The 18,816-nt window shown below is 58.1% G+C and carries 15 protein-coding genes; 9 read left to right on the forward strand and 6 right to left on the reverse strand.

Features of this window, described 5'->3' with window-relative positions; genetic code table 11:
• Positions 1-5: 5 nt before the first annotated feature.
• The 5 genes from QMX78_RS04160 to QMX78_RS04180 all read left to right on the forward strand — a co-directional run bounded on the left by QMX78_RS04160 (position 6) and on the right by QMX78_RS04180 (position 8,031).
• A complete protein-coding gene (locus tag QMX78_RS04160) occupies positions 6-1,283 on the forward strand; it encodes a nucleotide sugar dehydrogenase (RefSeq protein ID WP_282266839.1) in 1,278 nt (425 codons plus the stop codon).
• A 113-nt stretch (positions 1,284-1,396) separates the two neighbouring features.
• Entirely contained in the window at positions 1,397-5,287 is a 3,891-nt protein-coding gene (locus tag QMX78_RS04165) for an FkbM family methyltransferase (protein WP_282266841.1), read from the forward strand.
• Between the two features lie 31 nt (positions 5,288-5,318).
• On the forward strand, positions 5,319-6,782 hold the full coding sequence (locus QMX78_RS04170; protein WP_282266843.1) for a hypothetical protein: 1,464 nt from the start codon (positions 5,319-5,321) through the stop codon (positions 6,780-6,782).
• 24 nt (positions 6,783-6,806) lie between these two features.
• Entirely contained in the window at positions 6,807-7,529 is a 723-nt protein-coding gene (locus QMX78_RS04175) for a DUF6270 domain-containing protein (RefSeq protein ID WP_282266845.1), read from the forward strand.
• A 37-nt stretch (positions 7,530-7,566) separates the two neighbouring features.
• The gene (locus QMX78_RS04180) at positions 7,567-8,031 is read left to right on the forward strand and encodes a hypothetical protein (protein ID WP_282266847.1); all 465 of its coding nucleotides are present in this window, start codon (positions 7,567-7,569) and stop codon (positions 8,029-8,031) included.
• A gap of 132 nt (positions 8,032-8,163) precedes the next feature.
• On the opposite strand, the gene wecB (QMX78_RS04185) is transcribed toward QMX78_RS04180, so the two are convergent.
• The 4 genes from wecB (QMX78_RS04185) to QMX78_RS04200 form a co-directional block, all read right to left on the reverse strand.
• On the reverse strand, positions 8,164-9,249 hold the full coding sequence (gene wecB, locus QMX78_RS04185) for a UDP-N-acetylglucosamine 2-epimerase (non-hydrolyzing) (protein WP_282266849.1): 1,086 nt from the start codon (positions 9,247-9,249) through the stop codon (positions 8,164-8,166).
• The gene (wecB, locus tag QMX78_RS04190) at positions 9,250-10,398 is read right to left on the reverse strand and encodes a UDP-N-acetylglucosamine 2-epimerase (non-hydrolyzing) (RefSeq protein WP_282266850.1); all 1,149 of its coding nucleotides are present in this window, start codon (positions 10,396-10,398) and stop codon (positions 9,250-9,252) included.
• A 175-nt stretch (positions 10,399-10,573) separates the two neighbouring features.
• Complete coding sequence (locus QMX78_RS04195; protein ID WP_282266851.1) at positions 10,574-11,509, reverse strand: FAD-binding protein; 936 nt, start codon at positions 11,507-11,509, stop codon at positions 10,574-10,576.
• The gene (locus QMX78_RS04200; protein WP_282266852.1) at positions 11,509-12,255 is read right to left on the reverse strand and encodes an electron transfer flavoprotein subunit beta/FixA family protein; all 747 of its coding nucleotides are present in this window, start codon (positions 12,253-12,255) and stop codon (positions 11,509-11,511) included. Before QMX78_RS04200 ends, QMX78_RS04195 begins: the two co-directional genes overlap by 1 nt.
• A 244-nt stretch (positions 12,256-12,499) precedes the next feature.
• Here QMX78_RS04200 and rfbB point away from each other — a divergent pair, with 244 nt between their 5' ends.
• Genes rfbB through rfbD form a run of 4 tightly spaced genes read left to right on the forward strand, consistent with a single transcriptional unit; the run spans position 12,500 to position 15,944 of the window.
• Positions 12,500-13,555, forward strand: coding sequence for a dTDP-glucose 4,6-dehydratase (gene rfbB, locus QMX78_RS04205; RefSeq protein ID WP_282266854.1), 1,056 nt, complete (start codon positions 12,500-12,502; stop codon positions 13,553-13,555).
• 51 nt (positions 13,556-13,606) lie between these two features.
• Positions 13,607-14,494, forward strand: coding sequence for a glucose-1-phosphate thymidylyltransferase RfbA (gene rfbA, locus QMX78_RS04210; RefSeq protein WP_282266856.1), 888 nt, complete (start codon positions 13,607-13,609; stop codon positions 14,492-14,494).
• Entirely contained in the window at positions 14,491-15,048 is a 558-nt protein-coding gene (rfbC, locus tag QMX78_RS04215) for a dTDP-4-dehydrorhamnose 3,5-epimerase (protein WP_282266858.1), read from the forward strand. Before rfbA ends, rfbC begins: the two co-directional genes overlap by 4 nt.
• Positions 15,045-15,944, forward strand: a complete 900-nt coding sequence (gene rfbD / locus QMX78_RS04220) for a dTDP-4-dehydrorhamnose reductase (protein WP_282266860.1) — start codon at positions 15,045-15,047, stop codon at positions 15,942-15,944. The genes rfbC and rfbD overlap by 4 nt, the downstream gene beginning before the upstream one ends.
• Positions 15,945-16,035: 91 nt before the next feature.
• Here rfbD and QMX78_RS04225 read toward each other — a convergent pair whose 3' ends face one another.
• Positions 16,036-17,439 (reverse strand): mannose-1-phosphate guanylyltransferase/mannose-6-phosphate isomerase, encoded by a 1,404-nt coding sequence (locus QMX78_RS04225; protein ID WP_282266862.1) that lies wholly within the window; start codon positions 17,437-17,439, stop codon positions 16,036-16,038.
• Positions 17,440-17,447: 8 nt separating this feature from the next.
• Positions 17,448-18,794 (reverse strand): phosphomannomutase, encoded by a 1,347-nt coding sequence (locus QMX78_RS04230; protein WP_282266864.1) that lies wholly within the window; start codon positions 18,792-18,794, stop codon positions 17,448-17,450.
• Positions 18,795-18,816 lie beyond the last annotated feature (22 nt).

Consider the following 18,816-nt stretch of genomic DNA (forward strand, 5'->3'; position numbering starts at 1 on the left):
ATAAAATGGATATTGCTTCGACGCGCTTGGCTGTTGTTGGACTTGGTTACGTTGGGTTGCCGCTGGCGGTGGCGTTTGGTCGAAAGATCGCGGTCACCGGCTTTGACATAAATTCTGAGCGTGTCTCGGAGTTGCGCCTGGGCAACGACCGTACCTTGGAAGTCGATTCTGCGCTTCTGGCTGAGGCGGATAAACTTGTTTACGCAGACAAGCTTGAGGATATCGCGGATTGCAATGTCTTCATTGTTACAGTCCCAACGCCCATCGATTCAGCCCGTAGGCCAGACTTCGATCCTTTGTTGAAGTCGAGTGCAGCGATCGGCTCGGTATTGAAGAAAGGCGATATTGTCATCTATGAGTCCACGGTCTATCCGGGTGTTACCGAGGAAGTTTGCGTTCCGGTACTTGAGCAGGCATCTGGGTTGACGTTCAATCGCGATTTCTTCTGCGGCTATTCGCCAGAGCGGATCAATCCCGGTGATAAGGAGCGAACCGTTACCAAGATCATGAAGGTGACGTCTGGTTCAACGCCCGAGGTCGCCGAGTTCATTGATCAACTGTATGCAGCGGTAATTACTGCTGGAACCTACAAGGCAAGTTCAATCCGCGTCGCGGAGGCCGCGAAGGTAATCGAAAATACCCAGCGCGATGTCAACATCGCGCTGATGAATGAGTTGGCTCTCATTTTTCACAGAATTGGCATCGACACACAGGAAGTGCTCGCTGCAGCCGGGACTAAATGGAATTTCATGAAATTCGTGCCAGGCCTGGTTGGCGGGCATTGCATCGGCGTTGATCCGTATTATCTGGCCCACAAAGCCGCGATGCTTGGCTACAATCCCGAGCTGATTCTGGCAGCCCGGCGTATCAACGATGATATGGGGCCGCACGTGGCAAATCGTGTGCTCCGCGCGATGGCAAGCTCAAAGTTGAATATCGTTGGGTCGCGCATTCTTGTGTTGGGCCTGGCCTTCAAAGAAAACTGCCCGGATGTTCGAAATACCAAGGTCGTCGATGTGCTCAAAGAGCTGGATGACACCAACGCAACTGTCGACGTGTACGACCCTTGGGTCGATGCGGCCGAGGCAAGGCATGAATACGGAATCGAGCTTTGTTCTGCCCCTGAAGCGGGTGCATATGATGCAGTTATTCTCGCGGTAGCGCACAAGCAGTTTGTAGGTGTCTCGGCGGAATTTGATGTGAATTCGTTGCTCAAGACTGGTGGCGTTGTTTTTGACGTGAAGGGTGTTCTTCCTTCGGCCAAGAATACCTACAGGCTGTAAACGTTTAGCGCCGGACGGAGATGGCAATGCTTACACATTCTTTTACGCGGAACGGAATACCTGTTCAGTTGTCCTTTCCCAGTGATCAGGACTACATTGCAAAGCAGGTAGCGTTGACTGACGACTTCTATGAGTCAGATCTTCTGGGTGCCGTTGGCGAAATGCTGGCGCCCGGTGATCTCGTGGTCGATGTTGGCGCGAACGTTGGTAATCACACTGTTTTTTTTGCTCTGGTCAAAGGGTGCAAGGTATTCAGTTTCGAGCCTAATCCGGCTGCGTTGCTTTATCTGCGTGCCAATGTGCTGCACAACACAATTGCGTCGTTAGTGCACGTTAAGCCGTTTGCGGTTGGGGAGAGCAAGGGCAGGGCGGGAGTGCTTTCGGAGAATGCAGGAAACCTTGGTGCGATGGCACTGAAGTTGGATGCCCAATCGGGGGCGTTTGAAGTTGTATGTCTTGACGATCAGGATTTCCCGGCGCCGATTCGATTGCTCAAAATCGATGTCGAAGGGATGGAGGTTGGGGTCCTGAAAGGTGCGAAGGCATTGATCGAGAAGGATCGCCCTTACATAGTTGTAGAGGCGGGAACCGCCGCAGAATTCGCAGCGGTTGACTCGATTTTGAATGCTTCGCGCTATCTTCCGATTGCGGTGTTTGGCGCTACCGCCACTTATTTTTATGCGCCCGCCGAGCGCTACGCGGGTTTAAGTGCTGAGATTTTGGTCGGAATCCGCAACGCTGTTATATCCGAGGCGGCGCAGAAGCAGCTTTTCCTGGAGCACCGGGAAACCCGCAAAACGGTAATAAAGCATTCCCAGCAGTTGACCGATGTCAGGGATGATATTGCTGGCCTGCGCCCTGAGTTGGAAAGCCGTTTCATCAAGGCTGCGGATGATCTTCAGAAGGTCCGGGAAGATATTCATGCTGGAATGTCTTCGATCCGCTCCGAGTTGGTTACCGATCGCGATTCAAGCGCACGCGATTTGCAAGCGGAGATATCGAGCGAACGTGGCAGTCGTGCCGAGGAACTGCGGGCGGCTATCCGGGAAGAGCGCGAACTCAGGGCTAAGGAAGTTCAGGTCGCGCTGGCTGAAGAGCGAAAGCTTGTAGATCAACGGCTTGCGGCGGCTATTCTCGAAGAGCGTGAGTTGCGCATTCAGGATGTCAGGCATGATGTTCTGGAAGAGCGCAGACTGCGAGTTCAGGAGCTGCAACAAGCAGTTCTGGATGAGCGAAAAGTCGTGGCGCAGGAGATTGAGGAATCAGTATCCGCCGAGCGTACGGCTCGTATCCAGGAGGTACAGAGCGCCGTCCTCAAGGAACGCGAACTTCGCGCGAAGGAACTGCAGGAGGCGGAGTTGGCCGACCGTGCTCTACGCGCCCAGGAAATCCAGGCTGCGATTCTTCGTGAAAGGGAATTGGCGATTCAGGAGCTCCAGAGCGCACTGCGCCAAGAGCGTGAGGCGAGAGTCCAGGAGCTGGATGCTGCGATAGCAGCCGGGACCGAGCGTCACTTGAGGGATGCCAGCGTCTCCGTTCTCAACGAGCGGAGATTGCAAGCTGATGCACTGCAAGCTGCGATCATCGAAGAGCGCGGGCTCAGACAGAGCGAGATGGTGGTTGCTCTGCATGAGGAGCGCGGGGCCACGTCGGAAGAGATTCGCAGCGCAGTCAGGGCTGAACATGAGCTCCTGATGGAAGAGGTCCGGGCAGCGCTCGTTGCCGAGAGGGAGGTGACCTCGGGTGACCTGCGTTCGGCGGTATCGACCGAGCGCGAGCTTCGCATAAGTGAAACCCACGCGGCTCTTGAGGATGAGCGTGAAGCTGCAGCACATGCAGTTCATGAAGCGGTAGCTCGACAACACCAGCAGGTAATCCTGGCACTGCAGAACGAACTACAGGTAGAACGCGAGAGCAGATCGAAGGAGGTTAGCTCTGCGATATCTCAAGAGCGCGAGAGGCTGATGGCAGCGATGCGAGCGGAAATCGACCAGGAGCGCATTCAGCGCGAAAAGGATCTCCGGCTTGAGCTTGATAAAGAACGGGCGTTCAGAAAGACCGAGCTTCAGGCAGCGCTGCTGGAGCAACGGAAATCCATGGTGGAAGAATCCAGGGCAGAACTCTCATCTGAGCGCCGCCTCGGCAATGCTGATCTCGAAACGCTGCGTACGAATATCCACTTGGATCTGGAGCAGATCAACTCGCGGATTTCCCATTTGAATCAGCGCCATGAGGCGCTGTTGAATGGGCGAATATTCAAGACGTTGACAAATATAAAGTCGCTGGTCCTGCGTCGAAAGCAGGATCCGGACGCCGTGCCTATGTTGACGTGGGCGCCAGCAGATGAAGTATCTGCGCTGGTGCCTGAAGCGGAGCCGGTTGTTCTGCAACCCGCAGCAGCGCAACCAGAGGCGCTGCCGGTAGCCAAGAAGGCTGAGGTCGAAGTATCTCCGCGCGCAAGAATGGAGCGCCCGATTGATATTCTTGTCGCCGGGTCGATCGAACTCGCTGCCGAGCCAATGGTTTCGATTGTGATGACTACCTATAACGCCGAGACGACGGTGGTTGACGCAGTCCAATCAATCCTTGACCAAACCTATCGGAAGCTTGAGCTCGTTATTGTCGATGATGCGAGTAGTGATCGCACTCTTGCCAAGCTTTGGCAGATGGCCGCTAAAGATAAGCGGATCCGGATTATCGAGTCGCCGCACAATAGGGGCACTTACTGGGCAAAGAACACCGGTATCGTCGCGTCACGGGGCGACGTGGTGACCTTCATGGATAGTGACGATGTTGTCGATGCCACGCGTATCGAGAAGCAGCTTGGTCATATCTGCGGCCCCGGGGTCGTAGGTACCACATGTAATTACATCCGCAAGAACGAAAGTGGCGAGATCGTTCTGAATCGGGGCTTGGAGCAGAGAATTGGCCTGATAACCCTGATGCTGAAGCGTAAAGTGTTTGATGAGATTGGCTACTTCGATAGCGTCAGAACTTCTGCAGATGATGAAATGATGCAGCGGGTTAAGCTGGTTTACGGTAGGCGATCTGTCGTCAACGTAGCGGAACCCCTTTATATCGCCAAGCTGCGTGAGAATTCGCTTACCACCATGGCGGGGAATGCGAATAATCTTGCTGCGACGACCGCCTCGGCATTTCTTTCCGATGCCCGTGCAGGGTATGTAGAGGCATATTCTCTTTGGCACAAAATGGTCAGTTCCAGTGGCCGGGCTCCTTACGTGCCATTCCCGAATGTAAATCGGCCGTTTGCTGTTGCCGGCAAGTTGCGAGTCGATGAGGATCGATTCGAAGCACAACCAATAATAGCTTTCATGGCCAGCTTCCCGCCCAGGCTTGAAAAGCTCAAGCTCGCTGTTGCATCGATCCTTCCGCAGGTTGATAGGTTGTATATCTATCTGAACGGCTTTGATTCCGTTCCGCAGTTTTTGAAGGACGAGCGGATCGTTGTCAAGACAGGCGGCAAGGATCTGCGGGACAACGGAAAGATCTTCCACATGGCGAACTCGCCGGAAGGTTACTATTTGACGGTTGACGACGACATTGCATACCCACCTGATTACTGTGAGGTGTTGGTGCGCGCGGTTGAGCGATATGACCGCAAGGCGGTCGTAGGCGTGCATGGGGTTACCTTGGCTCAGCCCTTTGTCAAATACTTCAGTCCGGATAGAACCGTCTATAGCTTTAAGCATGTCCTGCACAAGGACGTTCGCGTCAATTTGTTGGGGACGGGCACCGTCGCATTCCACTCCGCCACGATTCGGCCGCAGTTGAACCAATTTGAATCGACGGGGATGGCGGATGTGTGGATGGCGATTCTCGCAAAAGCCGGTTCCGTTCCAATGATTTCGGTGGCCCGGCCTGCCAATTGGCTGCAGCCGATCTTGATGGCCGGGGAGGGGGATACCACTTTGTATGATGAATTCCGAGAGAATGACTCCGCACAAACGGAAGCGCTCAAACGACACGGCAGTTGGGTGATTTGATTTCTCTCATAATGGTAGAAGAGTAAATAATATGGCGAAACTGCTGATCTGGGATCTGGATGACACTTTGTGGTCTGGTACTTTGGCCGAAGGTGATGATGTTGTTCTTTATGGGCGACGAGCTGAGTTGATTCGCTCGTTGAATTCTAAAGGTGTAGTCAACTCCATCTGTTCAAAAAACGATTTCGAAACCGCAAAGTCCAAGCTGGTCTCAATGGGCCTTTGGGATGAGTTTGTTTTCCCGGAGATTGAGTTCCTGCCGAAAGGCCGTCTTGTCGCAGGCATAATCAATGACATGCAGTTGCGCGCGCCAGATGTTGTATTCATCGACGACAATGATCTGAATCTCAAAGAAGTTGAGTTTGAGAATCCGGGAATCCGGACGATGGACGCCAGAGGCCCCGCGGTGGATGTTTTTCTTGAAGCTTTGGAGGAAAAGCTCTCCGCTGTCAGCAAGTCGAGGGTCCAGGAATATCGGATCCTCGAGAAGAAGCGCGCTGATCGCAATAGCGCAGGGGCGGGCAATGAGGAGTTTCTCGCGTCCTGCGGCATCCGTGTGAGTTTGGTGCGCCGAACTGATAATCTTGCCTATGCTTCAAGAATTGAAGAGTTGATAAATCGCACGAATCAACTCAATTTCACCAAGTCTCGAGTCGAGGAAGGCAGTATTGCGGAGTACCTTCTCGATGTCCGTAATAATGAGACTTACGGAGTGTTCGTTTGGGACAAGTACGGATACTACGGGCTGGTCGGCTTTGTCTCGATCGAAGGCCGCAACAAGTTGCGGCATTTCCTGTTCTCCTGCCGGACCATGAATATGGGGGTCGAGGTGGCGGTTGCTGCTTCGCTTGCCAAGTACTTCGAAGGCGTCACCACGTGGCCGGTATCTACAGAAGCTCCCGCTTGGATCAAGTTTGTTTCTTCTGATTCCCAGGAATTCAGGGACGCAGTGGGGAGTGGCGAGTCATCCGAAAGCGCCGAGATCCTGGTTCGGGTCATGGCCAATTGCCAGTCTGGCGCAATCTGCCACTACATGGGCATTCCGGGTGTTTCGTTCGACAACTGGCCGCGCGTTTATCGGTTGCAGGATTCTCTGAGCTCGGGCCTTGAAGGCGAGATCCCCGGGGTGCTTGTATACGGTGCTTTCAACGATTACGATCTGCGCCACTGGGATATTGCGCCGAGCGATGCAGACTACCGCGTCGCTGCGGCCAATCTTTTCGCACAGGCATCTTCGGCCGGGGCGAGGTTGATCGTTATCCTACCTCCCGATAAGTTCTCGTCGGAACGAGTTGAAGACGGTGTGACTTGTGAGAGATTCCATTTCCTGAATTCGGTGTGGCGAGAATTGGCCGCTGCGAATCCTGGTCTTCAGCTCGTTTCAATCGGTGACGAGTTCCTAGGCGATGCGGTGGTTGAAGATCCACGGCATTATGATAGGACAACCTTGTTGTGGCTTGGTGATCGTATCGGGAAGTTGATTTCAAAAAAATAATCCAGCTCTATATTGGTGGTCCATATGGCAAGGAACTTTTCTATTTTCGGCAGTTGTGTGACACGGGATGTGTTTGGCTTCGGTCAGCACAGTAATCTCGTGGATGGTTATGTAGCGCGATCCACCATTGCCAGTGCCGTGTCAGGACAGATAGAGTTTGCCCTTGATTCTGAAGATGTCGGTTTCTCGTCCATTAGCCCATTCGAGCAACGGATGATCCGCGGCGATATCGAGAAGAACTGCTTCAGCGTTCTGAGCGAGAGTTCCGCCGCTGAGGTGATTGTCGATTTGATCGATGAGCGATTCAGCATCATCGAGGTTGCCGGCGGATACCTGACGGAGTCTGCATCCTTTGTGAAGGCTGGCCTGTTGCAACGATTGCCTGATGGGGCGCAGAAAATCTCGTTCTTGAGCAGGGATGAGGTGGACCGCCAGGCCTTGGTTGCCTTTGCCGGAAAACTTCGTCAAACTGGAAAGCGGATTTTTATCCACAAGGCTTTTTGGGCTACATCATTCGTAGACAATGGGCAGTTGCTGGATTTTGAAAAGAAAGATTTTTATGCGCGAATGAACGATGGGTTGGTTTGGCGGTATGAGTTGTTGAGTGACTTGTTGCCGGAGGCGGCTGTGTTGCAAGCTCCGGCGGATTCGCGGGTGTCTGATCCAGCGCATCGGTGGGGTCTGGCTCCATTCCATTATGTGCCGTCGTATTATGATTCGATCCGGGCGCAGCTCGATTTAAACTAGTTTGCTGTTTTATCTTAATATCTATTATGGAGTTTATATGAAGATTCGTAGTGCTTTTCTGGGTGCGGCGGTATTGGTTGCTTTGACTGCTTGCGACAAGGGTCCGGCTACGGATGCCGCACCTGCAGAGCCGGCACCAGCCTCTGAAACTGCCAAGGATGCTGCTGCGGCGCCTGCGCAGAATTACAACGGAGTAAAGGTTGCAGGTCAGGTGCCGTTGAACTTCCCGCATGATGTGCGCTCCAATTCGGAGGCTACGGCGGAAGGCGTTGTTACCCACACCCTGCGCGTTGAGTACAAAGAGGTTAATGAGGCCGCGGTAGCGGAAGCGCTCGAGAAAGCATTTGTCGAAGCCGGCTTCAAGGTTCAAGCGGATGGCATGAAGTTCGTCGCTGTCGGTGAGTCGGGCAAGGTTCGATATGCGATTTCACCTGCTGGTCCCGAACTGAAAGTAGCCCTGGCTTCGCCTGATTCGAAGGGAATGGTCACTTTCATCTGGTGATGCGTGGTGACACGGTCCCGTACATTCGCCATCAGATATGATCGGATGTACGGCACCTTTCAACCCAGCCGGCCCTGCTGGAGTTGATGGGGCTGGCGTTGGATTGGCGATATTGACCTGCGACTTGCAGTGTTATTGCATATGCGCGGCTAGACGGGCGGCTGCTTTGCCGTCCCACAACTCAATCGATGTCGGTGTTGTGTGGCGGCTGGCAAGCTGGGAGTCCAGCCGCAGTGCTGCTGTTTCGGGCGTTACCAGCTCGTTGCCATGGCCAAGCGTATCAGGACGTTCGGTGCTGTCGCGGACAGTCAGGCAGGGAATGCCCAGCACTGCGCATTCTTCCTGCATACCGCCGCTGTCGCTGACTACTACCCGCGCCGCACTCTGCAGGCAGACGAATTCGCGATAGCGCAGCGGGGCGATTAGATGCAGTCCAGGGATATGCAGTGCTGCAAGCATCTGTTCTCTTTCCAGCGCTGCCCGGGTTCTGGGGTGCAGCGGCCATACCACCGGTAAGCGTTGAGTTATCTGGACGAGCATCTCGACCAGCGCTTGCAGACCGGTACGACTATCCACATTGGATGGACGGTGGAAAGTTGCAAGAATGAAATTTTTAGGTCGAAGCCCGAGGTTGCCACAGAGCGCAGCGGCCAGAGTTGGGTCCACGGTCTTGCACAAAGAGTCGATCATCAAGTTGCCGACGAAATGAACCGTCGTCGGATCGTGGCCTTCAGCGAGCAGGGTGTCGCGTGCCTCGGCGGTGGTAGTGAAAAGCACGTCTGAAATCGAATCTACCATTAACCGATTCAGTTCCTCTGGCATGCGGCGGTCATGGCTGCGTAGCCCGGCCTCGACATGAGCCAGCGGACATTGTTCGCGTTTGGCCGCCATGGCAGCGCCCAAGGTGGTGTCGACATCGCCGAATACGGTGACTAGCTCGGGTTTTCCATTGCGCAGCAGTGCTGCGTAGCGGGAAACCATGCAGCCCAGCCGTTCCCCGTAGTCCTGGCCTTGCAAGGGAATCTTGGTTACTTGGGTGATATCGATGCCAACGTCTTCCATCGTCTGCGTCGATAGCGCCGGATCGGTATGCTGTTGCAGGAATACCAACCTGGGTTTTGCCCAGTCGCTTGCTGCCAACGCACTATAGAGCGGCGCAGCCTTGATGATGTTCGGCCGGGTCCCGATGACGAGATCGATTTGCTTCCTGGTGCTCATCTACTTTTCAGCGCTGTTGCCGCGATCTTCGGCCAACACGGCCGAGATACGGGCGGCAGCACTACCGTCTCCATATGGGTTGTTTGCGAAGGCCATCTCGGCGTAAGCCACCGGGTCGTTGAGTAGACGGTTGGTCTGTTCAATGATGCTGGTCGTCGCAGTGCCGACCAATTTCACAGTGCCCGCCGCAACTGCCTCCGGCCGTTCTGTGGTATCACGCATGACCAACACTGGTTTGCCAAGGGAAGGGGCTTCTTCTTGGACGCCGCCGGAGTCAGTGATGATCAGGTAGGAACGGCTCATCAAATAGACAAACGGCAGATAATCCAGTGGATCGATCAGGTGCACGTTTGCTTGGTCGGCGAGGATGCGGCGCACCGGCTCCTGAACATTGGGATTCAGGTGCACGGGGTAGACGACCTGGGTGTCGCCACGTTGAGCGATCGACTTGAGTGCGTGGCAGATCTGCTCGAAACCCTCACCAAAATTCTCCCGCCGATGCCCTGTAACCAGGATCAAACGCTTACTGGGGTCGAGGAAAGGGAAGCGTGCGGCGAGCTCACTTTCCAAGGTGGGCGTCCGCTTGATTTTCTCAACCACCATCAGCAATGCATCGATCACGGTGTTGCCGGTGATGTGGATGTGGGCTTCCTGCACATTCTCATTGCGTAGGTTCTGCGCCGATTGCTCGGTAGGCGCAAAGTGCAGGCTGGCCAGTACGCCGGTGAGCTTGCGGTTGGCTTCTTCAGGCCATGGCGAATAGAGGTTGCCGGTGCGCAGGCCTGCCTCGACGTGGCCGATGGCGGTGCGCTGGTAGAACGCGGCCAAGGAAGTGGCAAAGGTGGTGGTGGTGTCGCCATGCACCAGCACGATGTCCGGTGCGTGCTTGGCGATTACCTGCTCCATGCCCTGCACGATGCGCGAGGTCAGTTCCGAGAGGGTTTGCCCTGGTTGCATTACGTTGAGGTCTTCATCTGGAGTGATCTCGAACAGATCCAGCACCTGGTCGAGCATCTGCCGATGCTGCGCGGTCACCGCGACGATGGTCTCCAGAATGGGGTGTTGCTTCAACGCTGAGACCAACGGTGCCATCTTGATGGCTTCCGGGCGAGTGCCAAACACCACCATTACCTTCTTGCGACGCGTCATGTTGCGAGTAACTCCTTGAAAAACCGTGAATCAGCTGCAGCCGGAATCGGGATTACAGACGAATCCCAATTCTACGCTGTCGGTTGTAATGCGGTTGTTGCATAGGTTGTGTATCGGGCAAAAAGAAAGCGGCCTCGTAAGAGGCCGCCTCGGTGCAAAGTCATCTAATTTCGGGTTACAGCGCTGCTTCCAATTCAGGCAGTAAAGTGAATAGGTCGCCCACCAGGCCAATATCGGCAATCTCGAAGATCGGCGCATCGCCGTCCTTGTTGATGGCGACGATGGTACCGGCGTCCTTGATGCCGGTCAGGTGCTGGATGGCGCCTGAGATGCCCACGGCGATATACAGCTCCGGGGCGATGATCTTGCCGGTCTGGCCGACCTGCATGTCGCTGGGCACATAGCCTGCGTCCACGGCGGCGCGCGAGGCACCGACGCCGGCGCCGAGCTTGTCGGCCAGCGCGTAGATCACCTTGAAGTTCTCTTCCGAACCGACGCCACGGCCACCGGAGACCACGCGCTTGGCGCTCTGCAGGTCCGGACGGTCGCTCTTGCCGGCAGCCAGGCCAATGAAACGGGTGTGGCCCGGCAGCGCGGCATCAACGTTGATCGCTTCGACCGGGGCGTTGTTGCCCTTGGCAGCTTCCAGCCAGGAGGCGGCGCGCACGGTGGCGACGACGACCTGATCAGCCGGCACTTCGACGGTGATGATGGCGTTGCCTGCGTAGATCGGGCGCTTGAAGGTATGGGCGCCTTCGACCGACATCAGATCCGAGACCTGGTTGACGCCGAGCAGGGCGGCCACGGCCGGCATCACATCCTTGCCGGTGGTGGTCGACGGACCAAATACATGGCTGTAGCCGGCAGCGGCCTTGGCGATCTGCGGCGCCTGTACCTGTGCCAGCGCATGTTCATTGGCCGGGTTGGCGATGGTCAGCACCTTGCTGACGCCGGCGATCTGCGCGGCTTCGGCAGCGATGGCGGCCGGGTCGGCGGCCAGCACCAGCACGTGGATGTCGCCGCCCACTGCGGTTGCTGCCGACACGGTCTTGGCCACGGCGCTGTTGAGCTTGCCGTCCAGGTGTTCGGCGATGACGAGAATCTTGGCCATTACAGCAACCCCTTCTGCTTGAGTGCGGCTACCAGTTCGGCAGCGTCCTTCACCATCACGCCCTTGCTGCGCTTGGACGGCGCGGCGTACTGGGTGGTCTTGAACGTGTCAGCGGCTTCAACGCCGAGATCGGCCAGCTGCAGGGTCTCCAGCGGCTTGGCCTTGGCCTTCATGATGTCCGGCAGCTTGATGAAGCGCGGCTCGTTCAGGCGCAGGTCGGTGGTGATCACGGCCGGCAGATCGACTTCCAGTGTTTCCAGGCCGGCGTCGACTTCACGGGTGACCGTGGCCTTGCCATCAGCGATCTCGACCTTGGATGCGAAGGTGGCCTGCGGGCGTGCCCACAACGTGGCCAGCATCTGACCGGTCTGGTTGGCGTCGTCGTCGATCGCCTGCTTGCCGAGGATGACCAGATCCGGCTGCTCCTTCTCCACCAGCTTGAGCAGGGTGCGGGCAGCCGTCAGCGGCTGGATGGCCTGGTCGCTGACCACGTGGATGGCGCGGTTGGCGCCCATGGCCAGGCCGTTGCGCAGGTGTGCCTGGGCGTCGGCCGGGGCGATGGTGGCCACGACCACTTCCGTGGCGATGCCCTTGTCGCGCAGGCGCAGGGCTTCTTCCAGGGCGATTTCATCGAACGGGTTGGGCGAGAGCTTGACGCCATCGGTGACCACGCCGGAACCATCCGGCTTGACTTGAATGCGGACGTTGTAGTCCACCACGCGCTTGTACGCGACGAGGATTTTCATGTGCTGCGGGGTCCTTCGGTTGCTGATGGGGCCGGCGGGGGCCGGGGACAATTTTTCTCGATTCTAGCCGGGTTGGTAGGTCCGTGCGAACGCGTATGGTCGGCTGCCGGTCAATTTCAAATGTCCGGACAAATTGTGGATCATTGGCTTCCGTTGTCAATGGTGCAGGTCAGACAACAGGGTGCGTTATATCCTTGTTCGGATTGTTTGCCCCAGCAGACGTACTTAATGGGAGAGTCATCGCGTGACCACTTGGCTTGTGACCGGCGGCGCCGGCTTTATCGGCGGCAATTTCGTCTTGGAAGCGGTGGCGAAGGGTATCCGCATCATCAACCTGGATGCGTTGACCTATGCCGGCAACCTGAAGACGCTGGACAGCCTGGAAGGCAACCCGGATCACCTGTTCGTGCATGGCGATATCGGTGACCGTGGGCTGGTGGCAAGCCTGTTGGCCGAGCATCGCCCGGATGCGGTCCTGAACTTCGCTGCGGAGAGCCATGTGGATCGTTCGATCGACGGCCCGGGTGCGTTCATCCAGACCAATGTGGTTGGAACGCTTGGCTTGCTCGAGGCGGTCCGTGACTACTGGAAGACATTGCCGGCCGACAAGGCCGATGCGTTCCGCTTGCTGCACGTCTCCACCGATGAGGTCTACGGCACGCTGGGCGAGACGGGCAGGTTCACCGAGACCACGCCGTATGCGCCGAATTCCCCGTACTCGGCTTCCAAGGCGGCTTCCGACCATCTGGTGCGCGCTTTCCACCACACCTATGGCCTGCCGGTACTGACCACCAATTGCTCGAACAACTACGGCCCATACCACTTCCCGGAGAAGCTCATCCCGCTGATCATCGCCAAGGCGCTGGCCGGGGAGTCACTGCCGGTCTACGGCGATGGCAAGCAGGTGCGTGACTGGCTGTTCGTTGCTGATCATTGCGAAGCGATCCGCACCGTGTTGGCCAAGGGCAGGGTTGGCCAGACCTATAACGTCGGTGGCAATTCCGAGAAGCAGAACATTGAAGTGGTGCAGGCGATCTGCGCCTTGCTGGATGCGCGCCGACCGCGCGCGGATGGCAGGTCGCGCACTGAACAGATCACTTATGTCACCGATCGCCCTGGCCATGATCGGCGTTATGCAATCGATGCATCCAAGCTCAAGGACGAACTTGGGTGGGAGCCGAAGCACAGCTTCGAGCAGGGCATCGGCTTCACCGTGGACTGGTACCTGGATAACCAGCAATGGGTGAATGGTGTGCTGGACGGCAGCTATCGCCTGCAGCGCATCGGTACCGACGCCTGATATCGACGATCAAGTGCCCGCACGGATGTGCGGGCCAACAAGGAAGCATCCATGACGCAACGAAAAGGCATCATTCTGGCCGGCGGCTCCGGTACGCGGCTTTACCCGATCACCAAGGGCGTCAGCAAGCAGCTGCTGCCGGTCTACGACAAGCCAATGATCTATTACTCGCTCAGCGTGTTGATGCTGGCCGGGATCCGCGAGGTATTGATCATCAATACGCCGCACGAGCAAATGCTGTTCCAGCAGCTGTTGGGTGATGGTTCGCAGTGGGGAATGCACATCCAGTACGCGGTGCAGCCGAGCCCTGATGGCTTGGCGCAGGCGTATTTGATTGGCCGCGATTTCGTCGGTGGCAAGCCCAGCTGCCTGGTGCTTGGCGACAATATTTTCCACGGTACGGGCCTGAGCGAGGTGTTGCGGCGCGCGGATGCACGTGCTGCAGGGGCGACGGTTTTCGGCTATTGGGTGAATGATCCAGAGCGCTACGGTGTGGCCGAGTTCAACAAGGATGGCAATGTCATCGGTTTGGTGGAGAAGCCCGCCGAGCCGCGTTCCAACTACGCGGTGACCGGCCTGTACTTCTATGACGGCAATGCCAGTGACTATGCCGCCGAATTGAAGCCATCCTCGCGCGGTGAACTGGAGATCACCGATCTCAACCAGCGTTACCTGGATGAGGGTACGCTGCAGTTGGAACCGCTTGGCCGAGGTTACGCCTGGCTGGATACGGGCACACACAAGTCGCTTCTGGAGGCATCGAACTTCATCGAGACCATCCAGACCCGACAGGGCCTGCAGGTCTGCTGCCCAGAGGAAATCGCGTTTGGCCAGGGGTGGATAACCGCCGAGCAGCTCCTGGCATTGGCCGCGCCCCTGGCCAAGAATGGCTACGGCCAGTATCTGCAGAAGTTGGTCCAACGAGGAATTGTTCCGTGAAAGTAATTGAGACCGGCATACCCGGCTGTGTCGTGATCGAGCCGGTTGTGTTTGGTGATGAACGAGGCTTTTTCTTTGAAACCTGGAATGCCGAGCGTTTCCAGGCGCGGGGTTTGCCTGGCAGGTTCGTGCAGAGCAATGTGTCTGCTTCCAACGAGGGTGTGCTGCGCGGTCTGCATTACCAGTGGCCGCGTCCACAGGGCAAGCTGGTCAGTGTCCTGGAAGGCGAGGTCTATGATGTGGCGGTGGATATCCGCCGTGGCTCGCCGACCTTCGGCAAGTGGGAGGCGGTTGTTCTGAGCGCCGAGAACAAGCGGCAATTGTGGATTCCGGAAGGCTTCGCGCATGGCTTTGCGGTGCTGTCCGAGCGCGCGGTGTTCAGCTATATGTGCACCGAGGTTTATCTGAAGGAGTTCGACGCAGGGATCCGTTGGAACGATGCTGACATCGGCGTGGATTGGCCGATCAGCGGCCCGACCTTGTCCGCCAAGGATGAGCGCGCGCCGTTCCTGAAGGATGTGCCGGAAGACCACCTGCCGGTTTACCTGCCGTGAGCTTGCTGGTTTTTGGCGGGACCGGGCAGCTGGGGCGGGAGTTGTTGCGCGCGTTAGCTCCTCTCGGTCCGATTGTCGCCGCCACGCGCAGCGGCAAACTGGCCGATGGCAGTTCCTGTGAGCTTGCGGATTTCGATGCACCCGATAGTCTGCCTGCATTGCTGGATCGACTGCAGCCTTCGGTGGTGATCAACGCGGCGGCCTACACCGCGGTGGACAGGGCGGAGCAGGAGCCGGAGGCCGCGTTCCGGGCCAATGCGCAAGCACCGGGAATCATCGCTCGATGGTGTGCGGCCAATGGTGTGCCGATGGTGCATTACTCCACTGATTACGTATTCAACGGTCAGGGCAAGGCACCTTACGTCGAGGAGGATGCAGCCGCGCCGTTGGGCGTCTATGGCGCCAGCAAGCGCGATGGCGAAGATGCGGTGCGCGCCGCAGGTGGTCGCCATCTGATCTTCCGCACCGCATGGGTATATGCATCGCACGGCAGCAACTTCCTGCGCACCATGCTGCGCGTGGGTGCCGGTCGTGACGAACTGCGGGTGGTGGCAGACCAGATGGGCACGCCAACGTCGGCAGCGCTGATCGCTGATGTCACCGCACTGACGCTGCAGCATCCAGGTCAGTTGTCCGGGACCTGGCATCTGACCGCCTCCGGGCAGACCAGCTGGCATGGTTTCGCCGAAGCGATCTTCGCCGAGGCCGTGTCTGCGGGGTTGCTGGCCAAGGCGCCCGCCGTGCAGGCGATCTCCAGTGCGGAGTATCCGACACCGGCGAAGCGGCCTGCATGGTCGGTGCTGGACAGCCGCAGGCTGCAGCGGGACTTCGGTATCGACCTGCCGGCTTGGCAGGAGGGTTTGCGACAGGTGATTGGCGAGATTGCGAACGCCTGATGCGCGCTCTCCTGCATGGATGCAAGGGCGCCGACAAGATAAAAAAACCCCGGGCTTCCCCGGGGTTTTCGCTTGCAGCCTGTTGGCAGCATCAGGTGCGCCCGTAGGTATCCTCGAAGCGCACGATGTCGTCCTCACCCAGATAGCTGCCCGACTGCACCTCGATCAACTCCAACGGCAGTTTGCCGGGGTTGCGCAGGCGATGGGTGACGCCCAGCGGGATATAGGTGCTCTGGTTTTCCGCCAGCAACAGTACCTCATCGCCGCGCGTGACTTCAGCAGTTCCGCTCACCACGATCCAGTGCTCGGCGCGGTGGTGGTGCATCTGCAGGCTCAAGGTGCCGCCCGGTTTGACGGTGATGCGCTTGACCTGGAAACGTTCGCCGTGATCGATGGAATCATAGGCGCCCCACGGGCGATAGACCTTGCGGTGCCAGGTCGCCTCGCTGCGGCCGTCAGCCTTCAGGCGCGCGACCACGTCCTTCACTTCCTGCATGCGGTCGGACTTGCCAACCAGTACTGCATCGTCGGTCTCGACGACGATCACATCGTCCAGTCCGACCATTGCGATCAGGCGCTCGCCATACGCGAAGGTGTCATGGCAGTCGATGGCAATCACGTCGCCGCGATGCGCGTTGCCGTTTGCGTCCTGCTCGGAGACATCGCGCAATGCGGTCCAGGAGCCGACATCGCTCCAGCCAGCGTCCAGCGGGACCACCGCCGCATCAGCGGTCTTTTCCATCACCGCATAGTCGATGGAGTCTGACGGACTGGCCTTGAATGCGTCTGCATCCAGACGGATGAAGTCGGCATCACGGCGTGCCTTCTGCCACGACGTGCGGCAGGCAGCGAGGATCTGCGGCTGCAGGCGCTCCAGCTCCTGCAGGTAGCGCGAAGCGCGGAACAGGAACATGCCACTGTTCCAGTAGTACTCGCCGGAGGCCACATAGTCCTGTGCGGTTGCCAGGTCGGGCTTCTCGACGAAACGCTCGATGGCGCGCGCGCCTTCACCGGCGACGGCCTTGATGTAGCCGTAGCCGGTTTCCGGTGCGGTCGGTTGGATGCCGAAGGTCACAAGCTTTCCCTGCTCGGCAATATCGGCAGCGTCCAGGATCGCGCGGTGGAAATGCGCCACATCACGGATCAAATGATCCGAGGGCAGTACCAGCAGCAATGGGTCGGCGCCGTCGCGGCAGGCCTCCAATGCCGCTGCAGCAATAGCTGGAGCGGTATTGCGGCCAACCGGTTCCAGCAGAATGGCCGATGACGTGCTCCCTACCTGCTGCAGCTGCTCGGCGGCGACAAAGCGGTGTGCTTCGTTGGCCACCACCAGCGGTGCCTGTGTGGCGACATCGGCCACCCGCAACCAGGTGGACTGCAGCATGCTGTGCTCGCCGGCCAGCTGCAGGAATTGCTTGGGATAGGCTTCGCGCGACAGCGGCCACAGGCGCGTGCCGGAACCACCGGAAAGGATGACGGGCAGGATCTGGCTCATGAAGGTTCTCAGGCGGTGATCAAGGTGGAGATTTCGGCGGTGCGCTCAGCTAGCAATGCGGCATCACCTCTGGTTTCAACGTTCAACCGCAGCAGCGGCTCGGTGTTGGAACTACGCAGATTGAAGCGCCAGCTGGCAAAGTCGGCGCTGATACCATCGGTGTGATCCAGTGCAGGTGCTTGCGCGGCGAAGTGTGCCATGACCCGGGCAACGGCAGCCTTGGCGTCGGCAACCTTGAAGTTGATCTCGCCGCTGCACGGGAAGCGCGCCATGCGGTCTTCGACCAGCTCGGCCAGCGACAAGCCGCTGCTGGAGACCTGCGCGGCAATCAACAACCACGGGATCATTCCCGAATCTGCATAAGCGAACTCACGGAAGTAGTGGTGTGCACTCATCTCGCCGCCGTAAATGGCGTTCTCGGAGCGCATCTTTTCCTTGATGAAGGCATGGCCGCTTTTGCACAGGACCGGCACGCCGCCAGCAGCTTCCACCATTTCGACCGTGTTCCAGGTCAGGCGTGGGTCGTGGATGACCTTGCCGCCGGGATTGCGGGCAAGGATGGCCTGGGCCAATAGCCCAACCAGATAGTAGCCCTCGATGAAGCGGCCGTTATGGTCGAAGAAGAAGCAGCGGTCGAAGTCACCATCCCAGGCGATGCCGAAGTCGGCACCATGCTCGCGGACGGCGTTGGCGGTGGCTTCGCGGTTTTCCGGCAACAGTGGATTGGGGATGCCGTTGGGGAAACTGCCATCGGGTTCGTGGCAGATACGCACGAACTCCAGCGGCAGATGTGGTGCGAGCAGGTCGACAATGGCACCGGCGCCGCCGTTGCCGGCGTTGACCACCAGCTTCAGGGGCCTGAGCTGGCCGACATCGATGTAGCTGAGCAGGTGCTGGATGTACGCTGTCTTGTCATGCTGGGCGCTCTGCTCCGCACGTGCGGGCTGCGGCGGCGACACATCGGCGGCCACCGCATCTGAAATGGTGAACAGACCGGTGTCCGAGCTGATCGGGCGCGCCTGTTCGCGCACCAGCTTCATGCCGTTGTAGTCCATCGGGTTGTGGCTGGCGGTGACCATCACCCCGCCGGCGGCCTGCAGATGGCCGGTCTGGAAGTAAACCTCCTCGGTGCCGCACAAGCCGATATCGATGACCTCCCTGCCTTCACCGCGCAAGCCGGCAGCCAGCGCGTCCTGCAGCGCAGGGCTGGTCAGGCGCACGTCATGGCCGAGCACCACCGGGCCAGCGCCGAGCTCGGCAGCCAGGGCCTTGCCGATCTTGCGTGCCATGTCTTCATTGAGCTCTTCAGGCACGCGACCGCGGATGTCGTAGGCCTTGAACGCGGGGAGGGGCATGCATGCATCCTGCTGGGTGAAA

The sequence above is a fragment of the Stenotrophomonas sp. PS02298 genome (assembly GCF_029959445.1).
Classification (GTDB): Bacteria; Pseudomonadota; Gammaproteobacteria; order Xanthomonadales; family Xanthomonadaceae; genus Stenotrophomonas.